At 56.5% G+C, this 22,502-nt stretch carries 14 protein-coding genes; 4 read left to right on the top strand and 10 right to left on the bottom strand.

Annotation, left to right across the window (positions count from 1 at the left end; genetic code table 11):
- Nucleotides 1-122: 122 nt before the first annotated feature.
- Complete coding sequence (gene lspA / locus H7849_RS10500; RefSeq protein WP_251106736.1) at nucleotides 123-626, bottom strand: signal peptidase II; 504 nt, start codon at nucleotides 624-626, stop codon at nucleotides 123-125.
- 292 nt (nucleotides 627-918) lie between these two features.
- Nucleotides 919-3,864 carry an isoleucine--tRNA ligase gene (gene ileS / locus H7849_RS10495; protein WP_432756533.1) on the bottom strand — a complete coding sequence of 982 codons (2,946 nt, stop codon included), beginning with the start codon at nucleotides 3,862-3,864 and terminating at the stop codon, nucleotides 919-921.
- Nucleotides 3,865-4,157: 293 nt separating this feature from the next.
- On the opposite strand from ileS, the gene H7849_RS10490 reads away from it, so the two are divergent.
- Nucleotides 4,158-5,402 (top strand): energy transducer TonB, encoded by a 1,245-nt coding sequence (locus H7849_RS10490; protein WP_186746320.1) that lies wholly within the window; start codon nucleotides 4,158-4,160, stop codon nucleotides 5,400-5,402.
- 130 nt (nucleotides 5,403-5,532) lie between these two features.
- Nucleotides 5,533-6,447 (top strand): transporter, encoded by a 915-nt coding sequence (locus H7849_RS10485; protein ID WP_186746318.1) that lies wholly within the window; start codon nucleotides 5,533-5,535, stop codon nucleotides 6,445-6,447.
- Nucleotides 6,448-6,450: 3 nt separating this feature from the next.
- Here the strand turns inward: H7849_RS10485 and H7849_RS10480 are convergent, their stop codons facing one another.
- The 8 genes from H7849_RS10480 to H7849_RS10445 form a co-directional block, all read right to left on the bottom strand.
- A complete protein-coding gene (locus H7849_RS10480; RefSeq protein WP_186746316.1) occupies nucleotides 6,451-10,095 on the bottom strand; it encodes an alpha-amylase family glycosyl hydrolase in 3,645 nt (1,214 codons plus the stop codon).
- 286 nt (nucleotides 10,096-10,381) lie between these two features.
- The gene (locus H7849_RS10475) at nucleotides 10,382-11,935 is read right to left on the bottom strand and encodes a Do family serine endopeptidase (RefSeq protein ID WP_186746314.1); all 1,554 of its coding nucleotides are present in this window, start codon (nucleotides 11,933-11,935) and stop codon (nucleotides 10,382-10,384) included.
- Nucleotides 11,936-11,990: 55 nt separating this feature from the next.
- Entirely contained in the window at nucleotides 11,991-13,400 is a 1,410-nt protein-coding gene (locus tag H7849_RS10470; protein WP_186746312.1) for a M56 family metallopeptidase, read from the bottom strand.
- The gene (locus H7849_RS10465; protein ID WP_186746310.1) at nucleotides 13,397-13,786 is read right to left on the bottom strand and encodes a BlaI/MecI/CopY family transcriptional regulator; all 390 of its coding nucleotides are present in this window, start codon (nucleotides 13,784-13,786) and stop codon (nucleotides 13,397-13,399) included. The genes H7849_RS10470 and H7849_RS10465 overlap by 4 nt, the downstream gene beginning before the upstream one ends.
- A 115-nt stretch (nucleotides 13,787-13,901) precedes the next feature.
- The gene (locus H7849_RS10460; protein WP_251106735.1) at nucleotides 13,902-15,620 is read right to left on the bottom strand and encodes a CRTAC1 family protein; all 1,719 of its coding nucleotides are present in this window, start codon (nucleotides 15,618-15,620) and stop codon (nucleotides 13,902-13,904) included.
- Nucleotides 15,617-16,570 carry a tetratricopeptide repeat protein gene (locus tag H7849_RS10455; protein WP_186746308.1) on the bottom strand — a complete coding sequence of 318 codons (954 nt, stop codon included), beginning with the start codon at nucleotides 16,568-16,570 and terminating at the stop codon, nucleotides 15,617-15,619. Before H7849_RS10455 ends, H7849_RS10460 begins: the two co-directional genes overlap by 4 nt.
- A 56-nt stretch (nucleotides 16,571-16,626) precedes the next feature.
- Nucleotides 16,627-19,998, bottom strand: coding sequence for a TonB-dependent receptor (locus tag H7849_RS10450; protein WP_251106734.1), 3,372 nt, complete (start codon nucleotides 19,996-19,998; stop codon nucleotides 16,627-16,629).
- 341 nt (nucleotides 19,999-20,339) lie between these two features.
- Nucleotides 20,340-20,852: a DUF2165 family protein gene (locus H7849_RS10445; RefSeq protein ID WP_186746306.1), complete on the bottom strand. Its 513-nt coding sequence runs from the start codon at nucleotides 20,850-20,852 to the stop codon at nucleotides 20,340-20,342.
- On the opposite strand from H7849_RS10445, the gene H7849_RS10440 reads away from it, so the two are divergent.
- A complete protein-coding gene (locus H7849_RS10440) occupies nucleotides 20,851-21,372 on the top strand; it encodes a RidA family protein (RefSeq protein ID WP_222439795.1) in 522 nt (173 codons plus the stop codon). The two genes, H7849_RS10445 and H7849_RS10440, sit on opposite strands and share 2 nt — an antisense overlap.
- Nucleotides 21,372-22,307, top strand: coding sequence for an acetamidase/formamidase family protein (locus H7849_RS10435; protein ID WP_186746304.1), 936 nt, complete (start codon nucleotides 21,372-21,374; stop codon nucleotides 22,305-22,307). The genes H7849_RS10440 and H7849_RS10435 overlap by 1 nt, the downstream gene beginning before the upstream one ends.
- Nucleotides 22,308-22,502 lie beyond the last annotated feature (195 nt).

The following is a 22,502-nucleotide window of genomic DNA, read 5'->3' as shown; positions in this document are numbered from 1 at the left end:
TGTACGTGGGGTGGGTGGGAGTGGTTCCTGGGAATTGTTTTACCTGGATCGGAGTTGTGGTTCCCACCCTATGCTGCGCATAGGATGGGGCACCCCTTTTCGTGCTGCTGCTCAGAAACGGCTTATGAAGTAGATTTTTTCGGGAGCAGGGCGTCGAGCATGATGAGGATGCCGCCGCAGACGATGGCGGAGTCGGCGATGTTGAAGTCGGGCCAGTGGTAGCTCCATTGGCCCCAGCGGAGGAAGACTTCGAGGAAATCGGTGACGACGCCGTAGTGGATGCGGTCCCATACATTGCCGATTGCGCCGCCGAGGATGAGGGCAAGGGCGATGGTGGTGGCGCTGAATCGGCGTCCGATTTTGAAGATCAGGCCGAGGACGATGACCGCAGCGAGGATGGAAAAGGAGGTGAGGAGCCAGCGTGTGCGTCCGGGAGTTGCCGAGTCGGAGAAGAGGCTGAAGGCTGCTCCGGGATTGAGGACGTGCGAGATGTAGAAGTAGCGCGGGATGACGGTGATCGCGTCACCGTCAGCGATATGGTGCGCGACCCAGATCTTGCTCCAGCGGTCGAGCACGATGATGAGTGCGGAGATGGCGAGTAGCCAGCTGCGGCGGTCTTGTTTCAAAATCTGGTTCCTTTGAAGGCCCGGGGCTGAAGCCCCTGTTTCTTTTGACTTATTCACCGGGCTAAAGCCCGGTGCTTCTACCCTGATTGGTGCGCTGTCTTCGACAGCGGTTCTTAATCAATCCCAGGTCTCAAGAGCGAGACCTGGGGCACCCTCATCCCGGCTTGGTTGGTGTTGTTGTTCCCACCCTTTGCTACGCAAAGGATGGGGCACCCCTTTTCTTGCTGCTCGATGCAAAAAGCAGGTCCTTCGACTTCGCGCTTCGCTCAGGATGACATTGCAATGAATTGCATTAGCGGTCGTAGCCCATTTGTTCTAAAGCGACGGCGCAGCGTCCGCAGACTTTGGGCCAGGGGCCAAAGGGCTGGACGTGGTCTGGGCAATTGTCGGCGTAGTAGTTCCAGCAGCGCTCGCACTTTGTGCCGTCGGCTGGAAGTGTGATTGCCTGAATGGTTCCGTTGGCGGTGTTTTCTTTCACCTCTACCTGCGAGACGTTGAAGAGTTCCTTCAAGCTCGACTTAAATTGATGCAGCGTTGGCTCGAGATCGGCGGTAGGGTGAATTTCTACTTTTGCCTCCAGGGCTTTGCCGATCCTTCCGGCTTTGCGGTCAGCTTCGAGCGCCTTGAGAGCTTCGTCACGGACTTGTAGGAGCTTTTGCCAGTCAGCCAGGATTGCAGGAGTTGCCGGAGCTACTTCGTCTGGCGTGGGGAAGTGTGTGAGGTGGACGCTCGCGGCTCGATTAGCGTTTGCCGGCAGGTAGCTCCATACTTCGTCGGCGGTGAAGCTGAGAATTGGAGCGACGAGTCGGACTAAGGCTTCGGTGATTTTGTAGATGACGGTTTGCGCGGAGCGGCGAGCAATGCTCGTTGGCGCGAAGGTGTACATGCGGTCTTTGAGCAAGTCGAGGTAGAGGGCACTCAGATCGACAATGCAGAATTCGTTGATTGCGTGATAGACGCGGTGGAACTCGAAGGCTCCGTACCAACCTCCGTTATTGGAGCCGCCTTTGCCATCTGTGCCCCCATCCGTACCACTGATTTTTTCGATCAGTTCGCGAGTGCGCGCGAGCATGTATTGGTCGAGCGGGAGCAGGTCTTCGTAGGGCAGTGCGTGCTCGGCGGGGTTGAAGCCGTGCAGGTTGCCCAAGAGGAAGCGGAAGGTGTTGCGCAGCTTCTTGTAGTTGTCGGCGACCCGCAGCATGAGGTTTTCGCTGGCGGCCACGTCTTCGCGGAAGTCGACCGACGCTACCCAGAGGCGGACGATTTCTGCGCCCATGCGGTCAGCGATGTCGACGGGATCGACGCCGTTGCCAAGGGACTTCGACATGGCGCGGCCTTGCTCGTCGAGCGTCCAGCCGGGTGTGCCGACCATAGTGTAGGGAGCTTTGTGGTCTGTGCCTACGCCGACTGAGGTGAGCAGAGAAGTGTGGAACCAGCCGCGGTACTGGTCGCCCCCTTCAAAGTAGAGGTCGGCTGGCGGAGCGATGTCGGGCTCGGCTTCCATGACGGCGTGCCAGGAGACGCCGGAGTCGAACCAGACGTCTAAGATGTCCATCTCTTTGCGGAAGTCGGTGTTACTGCACTTTGCGCACTTTGTTGCGGAGGGCAAAAGCTGTTCGGCTTCGTGTGTGTGCCAGGCGGCGATGCCTTCTTTTTCGAATAGAGACACGATGCTCTGGTAAATTGCCTTGTCTTTGAGCGGCGTGTGGCATTGGTTGCAGAGGAAGACGGCGATGGGCACTCCCCAGATGCGCTGGCGCGAGATGCACCAGTCGGGGCGGGTTTCGATCATGTTGGCGATGCGCTCTTCGCCCCATGCGGGGTCCCATTTGATGGAGTTGCGGATTTCGTCGAGCGCGAGCTGGCGGAAAGTGGTGTTGCCGACTTTCTTGTCGATTTCGATGAACCACTGTTCGGTGGCGCGGAAGATGACGGGGTTGTGGCAGCGCCAGCAGTGCGGGTAGCTGTGGTAGATAGCATCGTGGCCCATCAACGCGCCGCGTGTTTGTAGCAGATTAATGATCGGCTCGTTTGCCTTGAAAACGGTGAGGCCTTCGTACTCGGGCAGTCCGTTGCGCAGGCGGCCTGCGTTGTCGACATTGCAGGTTTGGTCGAGGCCGTATTTTGCTCCGGTGTAGAAGTCGTCTGCGCCATGCGCAGGGGCGGTGTGGACGGCTCCGGTTCCCTGGTCGGTGGTGACGTAGTCGGCGAGCACGCCGAGAATGCTGCGGTCGAGGAAGGGGTGCTGGAAGGTGGCGCCCTCGAGCGTTGAGCCCTTAAAGCGGGCAATTTCCTTCGCGTCTTGAAGTTTACAGGCTTCACGCACAGACGCGGCCAGCGCGTCGGCGACGATGTAGACATTGCTGTCTTGCTTAAGTGCGACGTAGTCGAGTTCAGGGTGAAAGGCGACTGCTAAAGATGCCGGTAGTGTCCAGGGGGTCGTAGTCCAAATAATGGTAAAGACCCGATAGTTTGCCAACCAACCATAGCGCGTTAGGTCAGCATTATATGGATCTTTCACCATCTCATATTTTACGTAGATGCTGGGGCTGGTGTGCATCTCGTACTCGATCTCGGCATCGGCGAGAGCGGTACGGTCGTGGATGCACCAGTAGACTGGCTTGAGGCCCTTGTAGACGAAATCCTGCTCGAAGAAACGGTAGAAGATTTCCAGAGTTTTGGCCTCGTACTCTCTTGACATGGTCGAGTACGGGCGCTCCCAGCGGCCGAAGACGCCGAGGCGGATGAACTGGCTGGTCTGCAGGTCGATGTATTTCTGCGCGTAGGCGCGGCAGGCGGTGAGAAAGTCGACTGAGGACATTTCGAGCTTCTTGCGGCCGAACTGCTCGTCAACTTTGATTTCGATGGGAAGGCCGTGGCAGTCGAAGCCGGGGACATAGGGGGCGTCAAAGCCGGCCATGGTCCTGGTCTTGACAACGAAATCCTTGAGGCACTTGTTGAGCGCGTGGCCGAGATGGATGGGGCCGTTGGCGTAGGGAGGTCCGTCGTGCAGGAGATAACGGGGTGAGCCTTTGCGGGACTCGCGGATCTGCTCGTAGAGCTTCTCATCTGCCCACTTTTTAAGGCGGACTGGCTCGTTTTGAGGCAGATTGGCCTTCATGGGGAAATCGGTTTGCGGCAGGGTGAGGGTTTTCTTCAATTCCGGCATTTCCGGCGCTCCGGGCGCGGTTGCTTTTGGCGCAGCAGTGGACTTGCCCGGATTGGATGGAGCGGACATCGTTTCTCCCATTAAGAAAAATTCGATAGGGGTAAAACTTTATTGTATCTGGTTTCAGGTAAGTGACTTTATGATGGGGTTCACGTCTATATTGGAAGTATCCGGAGGCGGTTTCTGAGAGTGATTGCAATCTGAAAATAAGCAGGTTGCGTTGTTTCTCTCAGAACACGAAGAAGAAGTAGGAAAGCGCAGAGAATATTTCCCCGCGCTATTAAAGACAAGCGGGGCGTGCGTCGTCCATAATGGAGAGATACGGGTAGGATCCTTGTTTTTGCCTGCCTGGTTGAAGTGATATGGGCAATGAGCTTTTGACACCTCCGGAACTGGAACCAGGACAATCCCGGCCACAGGAAAAGGAGCCCGACATTCTTCTCGAAGTCGACGGCTCCATGTGGAAGTCGCTGCTGGCAAACCTGCGCGACGCGTTTTCCTCTTCGAAGCAACCCCCGCTTCAGCTGACATCTAAGCCAGACGAAAACAACGAGTACGTTGAAAGCCTGAAACAACAGTCGCTCTGGCAGTCCCTGCAGGCGAACATTCGCGACGTCTTCTTTCCGACGAAGCAGCCTCCGCTTCAGCTGACGTCTACGCCCGACTCGAACAACGACCTTGTTGAGACGCTGAAAGAAGAGTCGATCTGGGCATCTCTATGGGCGAATATCCAGGATGTCTTCTTTCCGAAGAAGCTGCCTCCGCTGGAGCTGACTTCAAAACCGATTGAAACCGACGTTCTGTTGAAGTCGGAGCGGAGCGCGAAGTCGAGCGCGTACTCGATCGGCGCGCACGTCCTTGTCATCGGACTGATCATTCTTGTCATCATCGAAGCGCGGATTCACAGCCGCGCGCTTTTGAAGAAGGTTCAGGTGACTCCGGTTGATGTGTCGGCGTTTGTTCCTATCGCGCCTGCCTCTAAGGATGTGATGGGCGGTGGTGGCGGTGGCGGCGCTCACGAACTTGTCGACGCCTCGAAGGGCAAGCTTCCGAAATTCGATAAGCAGCAGATCACGCCTCCGCAGAAATTGTTGCTTGACAAGCCGAAACTTCCCGTTCCGGCGACAGTAGTGATGCCGGATATCAAGATGCCGGATGCAAATATGCCGAACTTGGGTATTCCGCAATCGAACCAGGTGGCGCTGGCTTCACAGGGACAGGGATCGGGTTCGGGATTTGGCACAGGCTCGGGCGGTGGACTTGGCTCTGGTTCGGGTGGCGGCATCGGGCCGGGGTCTGGTGGTGGAACTGGCGGCGGCGTGTATCATCCCGGCGGCGGTGTTTCCGCTCCGCAGGTGATTTATGCGCCTGATCCGGAATTCTCAGATGAAGCGCGGCGTGCGAAGTATCAGGGCATCTGCGTTGTGTCGGTAATTGTGGACGCGCAGGGAAATCCGCAGCATGTGCATGTCATTCGTCCGCTGGGAATGGGATTGGATGAAAAGGCTGTGGAGGCCGTGCGGCAGTACAAATTCCGTCCTGCGCAGTATCAGGGGCATCCGGTTCCGGTGGAAGTGAATATCGAGGTTAACTTCCGGATTTATTAACGCCAGGACCAAATCTTCGATAAAACGGCAGCTATCAGTGGCTGCCGTTTTTGTTGCGGAGGAGGCAAGCGCGTGGGTTGTATGATGTGGCCAATCTCGCAGCAAGTCCAAATGGAAGGATGGATATCTTTTGCGTCGAGAGCTGGGCTGGCGGGCAGCTATCTTAGCAGTTGTAGCATTCTTCTCTCTGCGCGTGGAGGCGCAGCAACTGGAGCCGCGTGCTTATTCGGCCTCTCCGGTAGGAACCAGCTTTTTGTCGGTTGGTTTTTCGCGTTCTACTGGTGATGTGACTTTCGATCCCACTATTCCGGTCACGAATGTCAACGCGACGCTCCATTTTTCCACTGTTGGTCTAAGTCACACGTTTGGAGTGTTTGGAAGGCAGACGCTATTTTCGGCGGCGATTCCTTATGTCTGGGGCAACATTACGGGACAGGTCGGCGAGGTATCGGGCAAGATTTATCGATCGGGTTTGAGTGACATGGTCCTGCGTTATTCGGTGAACTTGCATGGCTCGCCCGCGATGTCGCCGAAAGAGTTTGCGAGCTATCGTCAAAGTTACATTCTTGCGACCAGTATTACGGTGCAGGCTCCGAGCGGGCAGTATGGCAGCAGAAAGCTGATCAATATTGGCGCGAACCGGTGGGCATTCAAGCCGGAGGTAGGCTTTTCTTATCCGGTGAGGAAGCTGTACCTGGACTTGTATGCGGGCGCGTGGTTATATACCGCAAACAGCAGCTTTTATCCGGGTACAGCGAATCGCACGCAGCAGCCAACGACGGCACTGCAAGCGCATGTAAGCTACAACTTTCGGCGAGCACTATGGGCCGCATTTGACGCGACCTGGTATGGCGGCGGTGCAATAAGCACGAACGGCGGCCCAGACAACGAGCGGCAGAGCAACAGCAGAATTGGTGGGACGGTTTCGATACCGCTGCGGGGGCAACAGTCGATCAAAGTGGCCTATAGCTCGGGCGTGACAGGCACGATCGGAGCCAACTTGAAGACTGTGACTATTAGCTGGCAGAAAATCTGGCTGCATTAGATTTCATTTCTGCAGAGCCTTTTCTGTTGTTAACAGACTGAGATACGTATCGAGCTGGTAGCCTGCTTTGGTTGCTGCGAGGCAGGACCTGGTTATGTCGCTCTCGATCTCTTCGACAGCCGCGGGCTTGATTGCGTCCTGCTGCGCGATGGCCAGCAACGCCGGGAGCTGTGTCCAGCTCAGGAGTTCCTCGAACTGTTCCTTATTGAAGTACGTTTTGCCGGATGATTCGTTGACGCCCGTGAGCCAGCGGACGTCGGGATCGGCCCAGAAGGTTTCCAATTGAATCAGGCTTTCGGACGGCAGATCCGCATGCGCCACGAGAGAGCGTACGCGAGCGGCAGCTTGCCATGCTCTTTCTCCTTCCATCCCGAGCGACGAAAAAGTCTCGGCGAGAGCCGCGCGCATCATGAGCTTGTCAAAGAGCTCGATGCTCATGCCTCGCGGTGAGAAGCTGCGCAGGATAATCCATGCAAGCACGGGGGCCCATGTCTGTTCAACAGAGATTCCTGGTTCGTTGCTCGGAAGCATATCGCGAACCGATGCCGGCCATGCGGTGGAGAAAGTCTGTTCGAGCAGCGGAAGATGAATGGCTGCTTTTGCCCACTCTTCACACGTTGTGTGGAAGCTTTGATTGAGGTCTGCTGTATCGCCGTCTTTGTTGTCACTTGCCTGTATGGTGAGCGCTTCGCGATCTTCTGCGGGCATGACCTCGACCGCTCTTTCGAAGAAATTCTGCGCCTTCTCGAGAAACGCGCGGAGTCGCGGATCGTGGGCTGCTTGTCCGTTGGGCAGGTTAATGACGCTGGCTGTGAGCTTGTCAAAAGCGGCAGCGACCGGGCGTTCTTTTCTTATCTTCTCGAGATATTTTCTGGTCTCTCTTCCAGAGAGTTCGGCGAAGGCGCACGCGTTGCCGGCGTTGATCACTTGATGCAGGGCGTCGTGCACCGGGTGGAGCCGGAGCCTTGTGAGCGCTTCGTCGACACTGTAGACGCCGTCGCCGTGCAGGGCATCGCAGAGCCTGTCCCACGGTTGATCGACGGTGGAGCGGAGCTCGCGCCAGTTGATGAGAACGACATATTGAAAGCCGCGCAGGTCGAAATTCAATCCGTGATGGTGCATGTCTGTGGCGCGGCGCAGATATTCGAGCCCACGCGCAGTGTCGCGGTAGGCGAAGATGAGCGAGTCATCATACGCAACGCCGAGGCCGTCGGCCAGGCTTCTTTGACGTTGTTGGCCGCTGCCCTTATCCATGAACGCGGCTGAGATGTGGATGGTGCCGCGCGTCGATCCGTAGGTGTTGTTGTAGACGATGAGCCCGCGCTGGTCTCCGAGGCGGTTGGAGTAAGCGAAGACGTTTTCATCGACTGTTCCGTGCGTGTTCCAGAAATCGTAGAGAACGAAGTTGTGGCTTTCGGCGAAGAGCTTGCGATTCTTGAGCAGCGGTGCGATCTCCTGCTGATGGCGCGCAATGAGCCAGTCTTTCGGATGCTCGTCCATGCGGGCGCGCTTAAACTCCATCCCGTAGCGCTCGGTGAAGCCTTCGATTTGTCCGTGGCCAAACATGGGCAGGCCCGGAAGCGTTGCCAACAGCGTGCAGACGCCGAAGTATTTGTCTCCGGTGCCGAACTGATCGATGGCGGTGCGCTCGTCGGGATTACTCATGAAGTTGACATAGCGCTTGAGGACGTCCGTGTCGAATTCAATGGTCTTCTTCAAGTACGAGCGGTACTTGGCGTTCTCCTCGTCGCGCAGCATGTTCATGAATGCGCTGTTGTAGACGCGGTGCATGCCGAGCGTGCGGACGAAGTAGGCTTCGAGCAGCCAGAAGGCTTCCGCGAGCAGAAGCGTGCCGGGGACTTCAGCGGCGACGCGATCGACGACTTCACGCCAGAATTCGTGCGGCATGAGGGCGTCGAACTCTTCCTGTGACATGGAGTTCTCGGCACGCGATGGGATTGAGCCTCCGGCGCCGGGAAGCGGGAACCACAGGCGCTGCACGTGACGTTTTGCCAGAACCATGGCCGCGTCGAAACGAATGATTGGGAATTGCCGCGCAACGTGCAGGATGGTTTGAATGACCTGCTCGCGGACCTCGGCTTTGGAGTAATCGAGCTGCGCGGTGTCGTTCCAGGCGAAAGACGTGCCGTCGTTTCCGTGATAGATGTAGCGTGTGGTTCCGTCGTGATGATGGCGCAGGCGAAAGGCTACGGCTGCATCGGTCTGGTCGTAGTAATGATCTTCGATCTTGATTTCGACGCGGCTGTCGGGTGAAAGATCGGGACCGTTGAAGCTGTATGCGGGAAACGGGCTCTCCCAGCGGTAAATGAACCAGTCAGGATGATCGGTGACCCACTCGGAATCGATGCCCATGTGGTTGGGCACCATATCGCTTGCGAGGCGAATGCCGACCCTGGCTGCGCGGTTCCGCAGATCTTCGTATGCCGAGTAGCCGCCAAGGTCTTCGGCGATGTCGTATTCCTTCAGAGAATAGGCGGAGGCGACGGCGTCACTCTGTCCACGCAGGCGCTTGATGGTTCTTGATGCGATGCTGCGTTCCCACAGACCGATGAGCCACAGGCCGGTGATGCCACGGTCGGCGAGCAGGCGCAATTCTTCGTCGGGGATCTGATTGAGACGATGAATGTGGCGTCCGTATTTTTTTGAAAGCTGTTCGAGCCATACGTAGGTGCTCTTGGCGACGAGGACGACATTGGGCATCCAGGCCTGGTCGGCGCTGAAGGCTTCGTATTCGTGTAGAGGCGCCTGATAATCGTGGGCGTAGCGACGTTTGCCGAAGTCATCTTCGTAGCCGATGAACTCATCGCCGCGGAAGCCCTGTGATCCCCAGGTTGGCGCGCCATGGCGGTGCCAGTCGGGCCCGGGCGGGTGGAAGCGCAGCCAGATGGCGAGATCTTCTTCGCGTAGGACGTCGATGGCGAGCAGGAGCCGGCGGAGATCCTGCGCGAGATATTTCGACCAGTGCGTGCGGATGAATTCGAGCTGGCCAGTGATGGAGCCTGGTGAGGCGAGCATGGGCGCGCGCAGAGCGTCGTAAAGGCTGCCTGCTTCGGGCGCGAGAGGTGGACGCGTTGTCAGATAGTCGGGCAACCCGGCGGTTACGTTTTTGTAGACCGTCTGCGATTTCAAATCTTTGTCGTCGAAGAGATTGCGGAATGGAGTGAATGCGGGATTTGTATTGGCAAGCCACAGCAACATCATCTCTTCGAGCGCAGCTTCGCGATTCGGCATTCCGTCAGTTGTGCCGTTCAACCACTGCTGCGCCGTCAACTCGCCGCGGTAGACGGCCACGTTGGGAAACTGTTCGACGAATGCGATCAGCAACTGCTCCAGGCTGACCGCATCTACTTTTGATGAGAACCAACGTATGGCTTCTGCATGCAGAAACGGGTCGATTTCTTTTCGGTAGCGGGCGACGAGAGCGTGGCTGAGCTCGTCGATGAGGCCCATGGCGAATAGAGCGCCTGCATTGACCGGATCTGCTTCAGGGCCGCGCGCCTGATTGAGCTGGCTTGCCAGTTTGCGGCTTGCCGCTACATCGCCGAAGACTACATTTCCGGTGTAGCCGAAGATCAGCCCGTGAATGTCCAGGTCCTTTCGAACAGCGCGGGAAATATGAAATTCCATGGTGTGATGCCTCCAGCGTCGAGAAGCAGCCGCAGCGGTTGTTATACCACCGTCGCGGAATCAAGCGCAGCTATTCCATGGACTGCGCTGCTTGTCCATGGCAAATACGGCGCCACGGCAAAAATCGGCTTTCATGACTTGGATGCGCAATTTGCAGATCGGCCACTTTGAGACACGCGGCTGCGGCGAAAGAGAAGATGGCTTGAACGGAACAGGGAATGAATGGCAAATGAATGAAGTCACGCCGCACGATTGGGTGGCGGCGTGACTCCAGTTATTAATTCGATTAGCCGTTTGACGGGTGCAGCACACGGAAGCTGTTGCCTCCGTTTGACCACACGAGGACCAGAGCGTCTTGTCCGCTTGGGACACCCTTGAAGGCATCGGCTGCATCAGACGCAGACGAAATTGGCTTGCGGTTCACGGATACGATCACGTCTCCGGGCTGGAGCTGTGCATCGTCCGCAGGGCTGCCGGAACGCACATCCTGGACGACAGCGCCGTGTACATTCTCAGGCAGCTGGATCTGGTTGCGGACATCCGGCGTGATGTTCGCCAGGCTCAAACCCCAGCGGCCCTTGCCGTTGCCGTTCTGGGCCACTTCGTGGTCTCCTTTGGAACCACCCAGCGGTTCGAGGGTTACAGGGACGTTGAGGGTCTTGCCGTCGCGTGCGACTTCAAGATGAATCGTGTCACCTGCCTGTTTCTGCGAGACTTCCATCTGAAGCTCTCCGGCATCGCTTACCTCTTTGCCATTGAGCGCGGTGATCACGTCGCCGGTTTTGAGGCCAGCTTTGCCACCGGGAGAATCAGGCGATACATCGGATACGACGGCTCCGACTGCCTTGTTCATCTGGAAGAACTTGGCGTTATCCGGCGTTACATCGGCGATGGTGACGCCCATGAAGCCGTGGTGCACCTGACCGTCGCGAATCAGCGTCTCCGCTGTGTGCTGCACGATCGCTTGCGGTATCGCAAATCCCATTCCTGCAAAGCCGCCAGACTGAGAGATGATGAACGTGTTGATTCCGATCAATTCTCCGCGTGCGTTGACCAGCGCGCCACCAGAATTCCCCTGGTTGATGGCCGCATCCGTTTGAATGAACTGGCCCGGCTTGTGGCGGTCGGTTCCATAGGGATTGGAGCGATTCAGTGCGCTGATGATTCCGCGCGTTACTGTGAAGCGGAAACCTAACGGATTGCCGAAGGCGAGGACCATTTGCCCGGGGTGCAGCTGAGACGAATCGCCCCAAGGAATGCTGGGAAGGTTTTTGCCGTCAATCTTGATGATGGCGAGATCGGTGAGAGGATCGGCACCGATGAGCTTCGCTTTATAGACTTCACGGTTGCTCATGGTGACGTTGATGTCGATGGCGCCATCAATCACGTGATTGTTGGTGACGATGTAGCCGTCGGGCGAGATGATGACGCCGCTACCGAGGCCGTGCTCGATGGTTGGGCCTTGCTGCGGCTGGCCGCGGAAGAACTGTCCGAATGGCGAGCTCGGGCCGAGCATGGGAGGCATCTGCTGGCCGTCCTGTCCGTCGTCGTCTCCTTCGCTGACCTGATGCGGTGAATTTACTTTCGATGTGACGGTTACGTTGACAACAGCGGGCGTGACACGTGCTGCCAGGGTTTCCATGGCCTGATCGAGCGAGAGCAGTGCGCTCACGCTGTTGTTGTCCAGCGGTCCGGCGGCCGCAGTGTAGCCGGGCGCGGCCATGACTGCCGATCCGGGTTTCATGATTGTGTAAGCACCCAAAGACAGAGCTGCTCCGCCGACGATGGCTGGAATTACCACGCGTCGTGTGAGCAACGACTTCACTTTCCCGACGTCCATTGTTTGTTTCTCCCTCTAACTAAATAATTAGTTTTTACAGCTAAAATTTTTTGCGCTAGATCTGGCTCGAAAGAACTTCCGTCTGTGCCGCATTTTGTGCGGATGTGATGAACACGATCTGCAAAATCCGAGTGTTCCAGCGAGGCGCACTTGTTTGCGGATTTCCGCTGTTGCAGGGCTGTCCATAGGTGGTGCTTTCGATGAACATCACCATCTGAATCATCGGAGCGGGCTGCTGATTGATCAACGGCTCAACAGCCTTTGCCAACATCACGTTTGGTGTAGTTTTCTGCTTGTATGTGGTGGCCAGTTTCGGCGTGACTGCCTTGGGCTGGTGAGGCCGCTTTACAGGCTTATGATTCACGGGCGCATTTAGCGCTTTCGGTGTTGGCGCAGGCGGGTGATAGGACGCGGGGATTACCATGCCCTGCATCGGGATCAAATCCTGATCCTCTGCGTGCCGGTCTGCCTGTTCCTTTGTGTTGTGAGCCGCTGGCCCGAAAGCCACCAACTGTGGCGTGCAGTAAGACAAGCATAGGCACGCCAGCGAGAAGACGCTTGTTAGCGCCAAAGCCGGTTTCCATACGCGCGTCGTTGATGGACGCTTTGCGTCGAGAATCCGAGTGATTCGCAGTGATAGATCTTTTGCGCGATGCACAGCGGCTTGCGCCATTGTCCATCCGCGGCGCTCGCAGCTCTTCTCGAGCAGATCGATCAGGCAACTGGCATACGCTCGTGCGTTGCCGGTGTTTGCCAGCACCGCGTCATCGCATGCCATTTCGCGTTCGATGGATAGGCGCGCATCGATCCACCAGACTGCAGGATGGAAGAAGAAGACGGCGCGGACTATTTTCTGCAGCAGATTCGTCCAGTCGTCGCGGCGGTTCAGGTGCGTCAATTCGTGAATGAGAATTGGTTTCAGTTCGTCTGGAGCGAGTTCCCTTTGCGTCCACGACGGCAGAACGATTGCGGGCTTCCAGAAGCCGATTGCTGCCGGTACCTTCACCCGGTCTGAGACTGCCAGGCGAGCCATTCTACTGTGATTTTGGAAAAGCTTTTGAATATTCGGATCGAGTTGCGAGAGGTCAATCTCTTTGCTGCTCCGGCGGATGGCCCACACCTGCCATAACCCGGCAAGGAGGCGGGCGATCGCCAAAGTCGAAACGATCGCCCACGATGAAAGGAGGATTACCGCCCAGACTGCAGGAACTACGATCTGTGAATGCAGATGGCTGATTGCCGGAAGAAATGTACCTACGTCGAGTTTCCAACCGCCGGCAAGAGACAAACAAACGACGGCGAGCAGCGCCATAAACCAGACGGCGAAGCGCGTTCCCGAATTTTGGCGTCCGATGAGGCGCAGGAGGAGCCATGCAAAGAGCGCGACGAGGATTCCCTCAGGCAGCGAGTTCACGACTCGCTCCACCGCCACCTGCGCGACACTTTGCATGGCAAACCAGTTCATTTTCCGTCGCTCCGCTCCAGCATTTTGCGTAGCCTGTTCAATTCCTCAGGTGCGACTCCCCGGTCTTCGAGAATGTTGAGCACCAGATCCTCATGCGAATTCTCGAAAAATCGGCTTACAAGGTGGCGAATTTCCGAGCGGCTGGCCTCTTCACGCTCTACGAGCGGACTATAGATGTGGGCCCGGCCGTCCTTGGAATGTTCCACATAGCCTTTGCGTTCAAGGATGCGGACCGTGGTGAGGACAGTGTTGTAGGCGAGGAGGTCAGAAGATGTGTTGTTGAGGGCGTCCTGAATCTGCTGCACACTTCCCGGCCCCTTCTGCCAGATCACATGCATGATTCTCAGCTCGGCTTCCGTCAATGTTTCGGAAGGCTTTCTCGGCACGCTCTTTCTCCTTCTTCTAGCTATTTGACTCGGGAGATTCGGAAAGGTAACTAATTAATTAGTTTTTCTGTGGAAAATCTTACGAGTGGCTATTTTTGAGCTGATAGGAAAGCACTTAGAGCGTCTTGATGCCTTCGCCTTCGACGATGGTGATGTATTTGTCGATGGTCAGGTTGGTGAATCTTTCGGTCGTGCCGCTGGGCTCAGGCCATTTCACTTCCAGCCAGTCGATTTTTGTTCGCTTGCCGAGGCCGAGGACCACACGCGGATCATGCGACGAGAGGTAGCTGCCGCCGCCAACTTTGGTTCGGCTGCGCTTCAGGTCCCCGGCTTGATAGGTGATGCGGGCGCCGACGGCGTCACGGTTTGATTTTTTGCCGACCAGCTTGATTCCCAACCAGTGATTGTCCCTGGCGGCGGTGTTGCGCAACAGCAACGGGGCAGCATCGTTGACCGAGACGAGAACATCGACCGCGCCATCATTATCGAAGTCGCCGATGGCGAGCCCTCTGGCAGAAAGGGGCTTGGTGAATATTGGTCCGCTCTCTGCGCTGACGTTGTGCAACGTCTTTCCATCGCTGTGGAAGAGCAGCATCGGCTCGCGGTAGGTCACGTCCTTTTCGATGGTTTCGATCAGATCGTCGGGATTGCCGTTGGCAAGGAAGAGGTCAAGATTGCCGTCGTTGTCATAATCGAAGAACTTCAGTCCCCAGCCGCTCATCAGGCGCGTTGCCGAGCCGACTCCGGTGGCGTCGGCCTGATCGTCGAAGGTTTCATCGTGGTTGTTTTGGTACAGCGAATACTTTTCGTGATCGATGTTGGCGACGAAGAGATCCATCCAGCCGTCCTGGTTAAAGTCGGCTGCATCGACACCCATGCCTGAGCGAGGCTTGCCGGTCTGGCTGAAGCCTACGCCGGCGAGCGCGGCGATCTCTTCAAATTTGCCGTTGCCGCGATTCATATAAAGGAAGTTGGCAGTTGTGTCGTTGGCGACGAAAAGATCCAACCTGCCGTCGTTGTTGAGGTCGGCAGCGACTACGCCCCAGGCCTTACCGAGATATTTTCCAATCCCCGACGACTTGCTGACATCGGTGAAGGTGCCATCGCCGTTGTTGTGGAAGAGCCAGCTGGGCATCGGCTTGTAGAGGCGCGGAACGCAGTATCCGGGCTTGTTAGCGTAGGTGACGCAGGGAAGGTTCTTCGACTTGTCGAAGTCGACGAACTGGCAGACAAATAGATCGAGGCGTCCGTCGTTGTCGTAGTCGAACCAGACGGCGCTCGAGGACCAGCCGGGAGCGGCGACGCCTGCTTTGTCCGTCACATCGGTGAAGGTGCCATCCCCGTTGTTGTGATAGAGGATGCTTCGTCCATACTGCGTGACATAGAGGTCGGGGAAGCCGTCGCCGTCGTAGTCGCCCACGGCAATGCCTTGCCCGTAGCCTCCAGCAGCCACACCGGCTTTTTCTGTCACGTCGGTGAATGTTCCATCACGATTGTTGCGGTAGAGCGCGTTGCGAAGCGGCGGATTTGGATCGTAGAAGTCGCATTTGCCGCTGTTGACGAGATAGATGTCCATCCATCCGTCGTTGTCGTAGTCGAGAAAAGCGCAGCCAGCCCCGGTGGTTTCAGGGAGATACTTTTCGGGAGACTTGCCGGCGGTGTGAGTCCATGTAATGTGGCTCGCGGACGCGGGCACTTCTTCAAACGGGTAGTTCGAAGCGGCTGAGGCGAGATCAGGAAAGCCGCTCAGTCCTGCGAATCCAGCGGCGCCACCCAGGGCCCAGAGAAAGCGGCGGCGCGACCAGCGTGCACCGTTTGCGATCGAAAAGGTCACTGCGGATTCGGAGCCCCCTGATTGCCGGTGCGATCCGCAGCTTGCTGCTGCAAGGCGAATTCACGCTGCGCGTCTTCTTTGCGGCCTGTACGGGCGTAAGCGGTGGCGAGGCCATAGTGTGCTGCGGGGTTGCCGGGTTGGAACTTGACCGCCATTTCAAGTGGCGCGACGGCTTCCGCATAGTTCTTTTCGGCCAATAGCGACATACCCAGCCCGAGGTAGGCATCGGCGAAACTTGGATCGAACTTCGTGGCTTTGGTAAAGCGCTGGATTGCCTCAGGGAAGTCGCTTGCCTGGCGTGCTAATTCGCCTAAGACATACTCGGCGCCCGCATTTGCCGGATCGATCTCGAGTTCCTGCAGGAGCTCTTTCTTGGCCTGGTCCTGAAAATCCGCTGGCGGATTTGGTTTGGAGAGCAGCAGCCGTGCCAGCCGGAAGTGAATGCCCGGGTAACGCGGATTTTGTTCGAGAATCTTCCTGTAGTCCTTCTCCGCCTGATCCCACTTACCCTGGAGTTCGTTTGCATCCGCGTCCATTTCGAGGGAAGGGATGGAATTCGGCGCAGTCTGCGCCAATTCCTGAGCCGCGTGATTCGACAGATCGGAATAAGCGTGCACGGAGATGTACAGCACCTCGGGATCGTGAGGGAACTGCTGATTCAGAATCCGTACGAAGTCTAATAGTGGCCCGGTTTGCTGCAGCAACGTGGCACAGCGCACACCGGCCAGACCGGAGCGCTTTTGCAGCTCTTTATCGGTGATGTGGGCCACCGATTTCACGAGCAGGGGCACTGCTTCAGAACAGTTGCCGTTCTCGGCTAGCGACGCGGCATGTTCGGCTGTTGCGGTTGGGCTGACTGCGGGTGTTTTGCTGGAGACCTGGGCAGTAGAAGAAAGGGAAACCGCTATCGGGAAGAAAATCAGGGAAGCCAGCTCAAAAGATTTCGACATATAAGAATAAGGGGCAGATGTTGGGAAGCATCTGCCCCTGAGTGTATCAGTCGCGCCTAATAGTAGAACTTAAGCGCGAACTGTATGTTTCTTGCAGGCTGCGATGTATTGATCAGCCCAAAGGTTCCGGAACTGCATTGCTGTCCGAAGGAGCATTGGTAGGTATTGCCCGGATGCCCTAACTGCACATTGTTAAAGGCATTCAGGAAGTCGGTTCGGAATTGTAAGTACTTACTCTCGGTAAAGTGGATGTTTTTCGATAGCCCGAGGTCCGTGTTAGCAAACCCGGGGCCATTCACAGGTCCCTGAGCTGGACAGTTTCCAAAGGAATGCGGAGTGGCGACTCCGTTTACTACGGTTCCGTCCGAAGGTTCCGAGAATCCGTCAGGGCTCATCCATTGGAAGCCCTGGAAGGCACCGCCGGAACTGAAGCTCTTCTGGCGCCCGAACACCTGCTGTTGGCCGCAGTTTGGACGAGCTCCGCGTGAGCCTGTATCTGAACTATCGGTGGCGTTGTAAATGGCAAGGGGGAAACCGCTGTGGAAGGAAAGAATCGTCGAAGCCTGCCAGCCACCGACAACTGCATTGAGCGCCCGGGGCATATCGCTACCAAACTTCTTGCCCCTGCCGAATGGCAGCTCGTAAGTAGCATAGGCAGACAGAATATGCTTCGAGTTGTAGTAGCAGCTGGAGTAGTCAGCTGCGGGATCATAGAGGTTCTGGTAATAGGGCATTGCCGGCGTTGCCTGTGTGGCATTTCCCCACGTACCGTAGTAACCGCTGTTGTTGGTTAGACAGTGTGACCAGGTGTAAGCTACCTGGCCCTCAAGTCCGTTGGAGAGACGTTGCTGCAGGACAGCCTGGAGGGCATCGTAGTGCATGTAGCCCGTCGAAGCGGTTCCCGAAACCGTCGAGAGATCTGCTATCAGAGCGGGATTGCCCTGGAAGTAGGTTCCTGGCGCCGGTTCACCATTGATGAGTTGTTTCTGTGCATAGGGTGTGGGCACCATCAAGTGTGTTCCGTGTTGGCCCACGTAGCCAGCTTGCACCGTTGTTGATGGCGTGACTGCATCCTGCACGGTGAAGTTCCACTGCTGGTCCTGCGCCGGCTGAACGGTCTTGTCCCAGACGTACATAATGGCGCCGGCAAACGGATCTGTTGGAGAGGCTCCGCCCGGACCCTGCTGGGTCGTGTAGGTTGGACTGTTGTATGTAGCGTTGACTTCAGAGGGTGTGAATGGAGGGTTCCTCGGAAGGCGCAGGTTGGTGCCCGTTCCTTCGAGATAGGTAGAGATGGTATACGCTCCACGCACAACCGCCTTGCCATGTAAAGCTCCCGGCGACCAGGCGAAGCCGACGCGGGGTTGAAACGCATTTTGTCCGTATACCGAGTTGTAGAGCGCCCGGCTATTGCCATCCTGCCCGGCATACTGGATCTGTCCGGTGACGAGGTCCAGGTTGTCCTGATGGTTGTTGAGTTCCACCCACGGAGTGTGCGCTTCATAGCGCAACCCAAGGTTCAGAGTTAGATTTGGAGTGATACGCCAGTCGTCCTGACCATATCCGGCGAAGGTCCACGAAAATTGATGCCATACTCCACCGGTACTGACGCCGATACCCGTTGCCGACGGGTAGCCGAGGAAGAAGTCTGCTCCTGGATCACCGGAGAACGCGCCGCCAAACAGGATCGAGCCATAGGATCCGCTATTACCGGTGTAGAAGGTGTTTATACGATACCGCCACATCTGGAAGCCGGTCTTAAAAACGTGCTTTCCATGATTAATCACCAACCCATCGTCAAATTGGATCACCGTGTCAGCGAAATCCTGATCCACTACGGAGTTACCAATGTTGGTAAGTATGGTGCCGCTGTTAATCGAAGTCGGAGTACCACCTCCAAAGCCGAGCGCCAGAAGGCCGGGTCCCACAGTATTGGTATTTGCAATCCCAAGCGTTGTCCCCAAGTTACCAATCTTCGTATCGAAAGAGCTTCCAGTCAGAATTGTGATCCAACTTGTGCCGAAGCGCGCTTCATTCAAAATGCTGGGAGTAAAGGTGTGCGTCCACGTGCCGACAACGTTGTGAACGGGAAATCGGCTGGAGCCATTGCCCAGGATCAGCAGGGAGTTGGTTGAAGGATCGTTCTGGTATCCCTGTGAGTAACGGCCGCTAAAGCGGTCCTTCTCTGCTACGTTCCAATCAACCTTAACGTCACCCTGATCGGCATTGAGGGCCGACGAAGTAGTATTGATCGCGTTGTTGATCGGATCGCCGTTAATGGGTTGCGGATAGAAGCTGGATGCGAACAGATTCTTTGCCACGATGTTTTGCTGTGACAAGGGAATCTGGTTGTTTGGATAAGGTTGGCCGCTGATCGGATCCTTGAGCTGCGTTCCCGGCAGGAGTTGGCTGAAATCACCGTTGCGCTCGGCATTTGTAAAAACGGTAATGAAGTTGCTACTCGCAGGATGGTCAAAGCGCTGGCCCTGATAGTCCGCGAAGAAGAACAGCTTGTCTCTCAGGACTGGACCGCCAATGGTACCTCCAAACATATTCCAGCGGAGTGCCCCCCTTTTCAATTCATTGCCGGGGCCAAGGAATTTATTCTCCCACTGGTTAGCATTCAGAACGTCATTACGGAAGAACTCCCATACGTCGCCATGGAAATGGTTGGTGCCCGACTTGATGGAAGCATTAACGATTCCGCCCTGAAAATTGCCAAACTCGGCGGGGGCATTGTTCGTAATCAGGTTGAATTCCTGAATCGCGTCTGGCGAAGGCGTGAAGCCTAGATTGTTTTCAGAGGTCTGGTTGTTATCCATCCCGTCCAGGATGAAGTTGTTGGACTGCTCGCGATTCCCATTGATATATGGCCGGGCGCCGCCGTTGACGTTGTCTCCAGTGTTGAAGGATGAGTTGTCAGGATGGACGCTGCCTGGCGCCAATAAGGTCAGCTCAACATAGTTTCTGGTTGCCAGTGGAATATCCGTGACTGCCCTGGAATTAATGAGGGTGCTGACCTGCGTTGTATCGGACTGTAGTTGCGGGGCTTCAGACGTGACCTGCACGGTATTGGTCACGGCGCCCACGTTCATCTTGAACTGAAGACGTGCTGTCTGATTAAGCACGAGGGTGATGTGGGATTGAATGGTTGTTTCGAAACCGGATGCCTCTACTTTTACCTCGTAAGTTCCTATTGGAACCTGTACGAAGTTAAAGATGCCGCTGTCATTTGTTTTTGTAACGTAAACCGTACCTCGATCCATGTCGGTTACCGTAACGGTAGCGCCGCTGATAACAGCGCCGGCCGCATCGGATACCGTACCAGTGATCGCCGCAGTAATTTGCTGGCCCCACGCAAGCTGATGGATGCCCAAACAACCGAGCAGCATCATTAGAGTGAAGCCCCAAAAGACGACTCGTCTCATACTCGCCTCCCAAGCTTGAACTCCTAGGCTTTTGCGGACGACATTACCGCACCCTGATGGTTGGGAAGATGCGGAAGGTCGTAATCAAAGACTCCAATGTTTGTCGAACTACGTATCCTGTACAGCTGACTATACAACTAGCCCGAAAAAATTCAGAGCGCCGTGAGAATTCCATCTTTGCTCTGGGGTCTACCGCAAAAGTTAGGGACCAGCGTAGGGCAAAATTCACCGAAACGCAATAAATAAAATTCGGCCGGTTTTTGACGGGTGGTAAAGCCCCGTGCATCCCATTGCTGGCAGAGGAGATAAACGACCTTATAAAAGGAGTTGATGAGACTTCATTATGGCGCTGGCGCGGGTTCCGGCATGAGAAGCAAAGCAAGAATCAGGGCCTCAACCGTGAACATGCGGAAGGCGGCTTCCTGCCCATTCCACTGCTTGGATTGCCACATGAGAAACCATTCCGCGCCGATTGAAAGAAATGCGACGAGCCACAGTAGAAGACCGGCCGTGAGCGCGATGATTCCGATTCGCTTCGCCTGGGTGAAAACTCCCGCAGGCAAGTTGTGGGCACGGAAGAGCGCGACAGCTCCCACCCAGCAGAGGACGGTGTTCACAAGCTCCCATGCGATGATGCCGAGGTAGAACGCCAGCTGAATCGCTGGCGGATGTAGAGCGCGCCACATAGCCCGGTTGCCCGGAAACGTGGAATCCATTGAGAGAACATGCTGGACGAATTGGTAATTGGAGTAGAAGTCGGTCGTGTTGTTAAAGACGACAAGCGTGAAGAACAGCGCGACGGATGCAAGGAGAAGCGTCTTCGACCACCGCGCAGCTGACGTCGCGGAAAACATGCTCCATATTAGCTTGGCGGTCGCGGAGCGCGTGCGCATTGTTGCCAAGTGCCGGCGGGGGCGTGTGCTAGAGTGGCTCCATCATGGATCATCATGCAGCGCAGGCGCAGCTTGGTATGGAACTCCCGCCGCCGCCAAAGCCCGGCGGCAACTACTGTTTTGCAAAGACGCAGGCTCTCTTATGTTTCTCGCCGGCGTGATTTCGCAGGAAGTCAACGGAGTCATCACTGGAACTGCAGGCGCGGATGGTACGGTGGAAGACGCATACATCGGAGCACGCAGCTGTGCTCGAACACACTTCGGCTCGCTTGCGAAAGTCAAAAGCATCGTTTCCGTGAACGGCTATGTGAATGGCGTGCCCGAGTTCGCGGAGTCACTGAAAGCAATCAACGGAGCGAGCGATCTGCTGATGGCGGTATTCGGCGAAGCTGGACGGCATGTGCGGGCTGCGATCGGAGTGAACGGACTGCCTCGCAATGCGTTGGTTGAATTGCAGATGGTTGTGGGGGTGGAAGCCTGATGGCCGAGCATGCGCTGAGCGCCGAGCCGACGCATTCGCGCTGGAATGCTGACCTGCCGCCACGCCTCACAATCACCTCCGGTGACGTTGTCCATTTCGAATGTCAGGATTCGAGCGGAGCGCAGATCCATCCGGGAATGACGGCTCAGGAGTTGACGACCATTGATCGAGGGAAGGTCCATGCATTGACCGGGCCTGTCGCCGTTCACGGTGCAACCCCTGGCGACGTGCTGCAGATCGACGTGCTGAAGGTGCGTCACAAGGGATGGGGCTGGTCAAGCGTGATCGAGGGGATGGGCTTTCTCCAGCAGCGCTTTCGTGGGCCGTTCCTCTTTCACTGGGATCTCGACGAAACAGAAACACGGTCGCTTGCGCCAGCAGCGGTTCCGCTGCGGCCTTTTTGTGGAATTATGGGGGTCGTCCCCGCAGAGCGGGGTGAATTTCGCACGCGCGCGCCGGGGATATTCGGCGGCAACCTGGATGTGCGTGAGTTGTACGCCGGGTCGACTTTGTACCTACCGGTGCAGCAGCCGGATGCTTTGTTCTCCTGCGGAGATGCGCATGCGGCGCAGGGCGATGGTGAAGTGTGCATCAACGGCATCGAATGCCCGTCGGACGTAACACTGCGATTCAATCTGCATAAGGCGAAGTTTCTGGCAGGCCCACTACTAGAATCTGCAGCTACGCAGACGGAAGCGGACCGGGGAAGCTGGCTGGTGCTGGAGTCGGCGACAGATGCTCTTGAGGCGGCGCGCCACGCCACGGATCGCATGATTGATTTGCTCACTGAGCATTGGAGTATTGAGCCGGTGCACGCGTATCTGCTATGCAGCGTGGCCATGAAGCTGCAGTTGAGCCAGGTAGTAAATGAGCCGATGATTACCGTTGCTGCCGCCATTTCGAAAAGTGTGCTACCACCGCGTTCGCTGTTCTGAACCGCAACTCCTAGCTGCTCCTCGAGTGTATTTATCTTGGCTTGGAGCCATTCCGACTCCACGCGGATGGTTCGCCTGATTGTCCGCAATCCTCTAATCGTGCGGGGGATGACAGAACGCACACCAGGCGGGCAGTCGATTGAATCCAAGGCAGCCGCGAGAGAATCTCACAATGTGGCGATGTTGGTCGTAAGA

Source organism: Alloacidobacterium dinghuense, from assembly GCF_014274465.1.
GTDB classification, from domain to species: domain Bacteria; phylum Acidobacteriota; class Terriglobia; order Terriglobales; family Acidobacteriaceae; genus Alloacidobacterium; species Alloacidobacterium dinghuense.
The sequence above is the reverse complement of the archived record's forward strand: the minus strand, read 5'-3'. Positions and strand labels throughout refer to the sequence as shown.

Coding starts and splice junctions, on each gene's coding strand:
- H7849_RS10455 (WP_186746308.1), bottom strand. CDS start 16,570: ATGTCGAAATCTTTTGAGCTGGCTTCCCTGATTTTCTTCCCGATAGCG.
- H7849_RS10480 (WP_186746316.1), bottom strand. CDS start 10,095: ATGGAATTTCATATTTCCCGCGCTGTTCGAAAGGACCTGGACATTCAC.
- H7849_RS10450 (WP_251106734.1), bottom strand. CDS start 19,998: ATGAGACGAGTCGTCTTTTGGGGCTTCACTCTAATGATGCTGCTCGGT.
- H7849_RS10445 (WP_186746306.1), bottom strand. CDS start 20,852: ATGTTTTCCGCGACGTCAGCTGCGCGGTGGTCGAAGACGCTTCTCCTT.
- H7849_RS10470 (WP_186746312.1), bottom strand. CDS start 13,400: ATGAACTGGTTTGCCATGCAAAGTGTCGCGCAGGTGGCGGTGGAGCGA.
- H7849_RS10490 (WP_186746320.1), top strand. CDS start 4,158: ATGGGCAATGAGCTTTTGACACCTCCGGAACTGGAACCAGGACAATCC.
- ileS (WP_432756533.1), bottom strand. CDS start 3,864: ATGTCCGCTCCATCCAATCCGGGCAAGTCCACTGCTGCGCCAAAAGCA.
- H7849_RS10435 (WP_186746304.1), top strand. CDS start 21,372: ATGGCCGAGCATGCGCTGAGCGCCGAGCCGACGCATTCGCGCTGGAAT.
- H7849_RS10475 (WP_186746314.1), bottom strand. CDS start 11,935: ATGGACGTCGGGAAAGTGAAGTCGTTGCTCACACGACGCGTGGTAATT.
- H7849_RS10440 (WP_222439795.1), top strand. CDS start 20,851: ATGCTCCATATTAGCTTGGCGGTCGCGGAGCGCGTGCGCATTGTTGCC.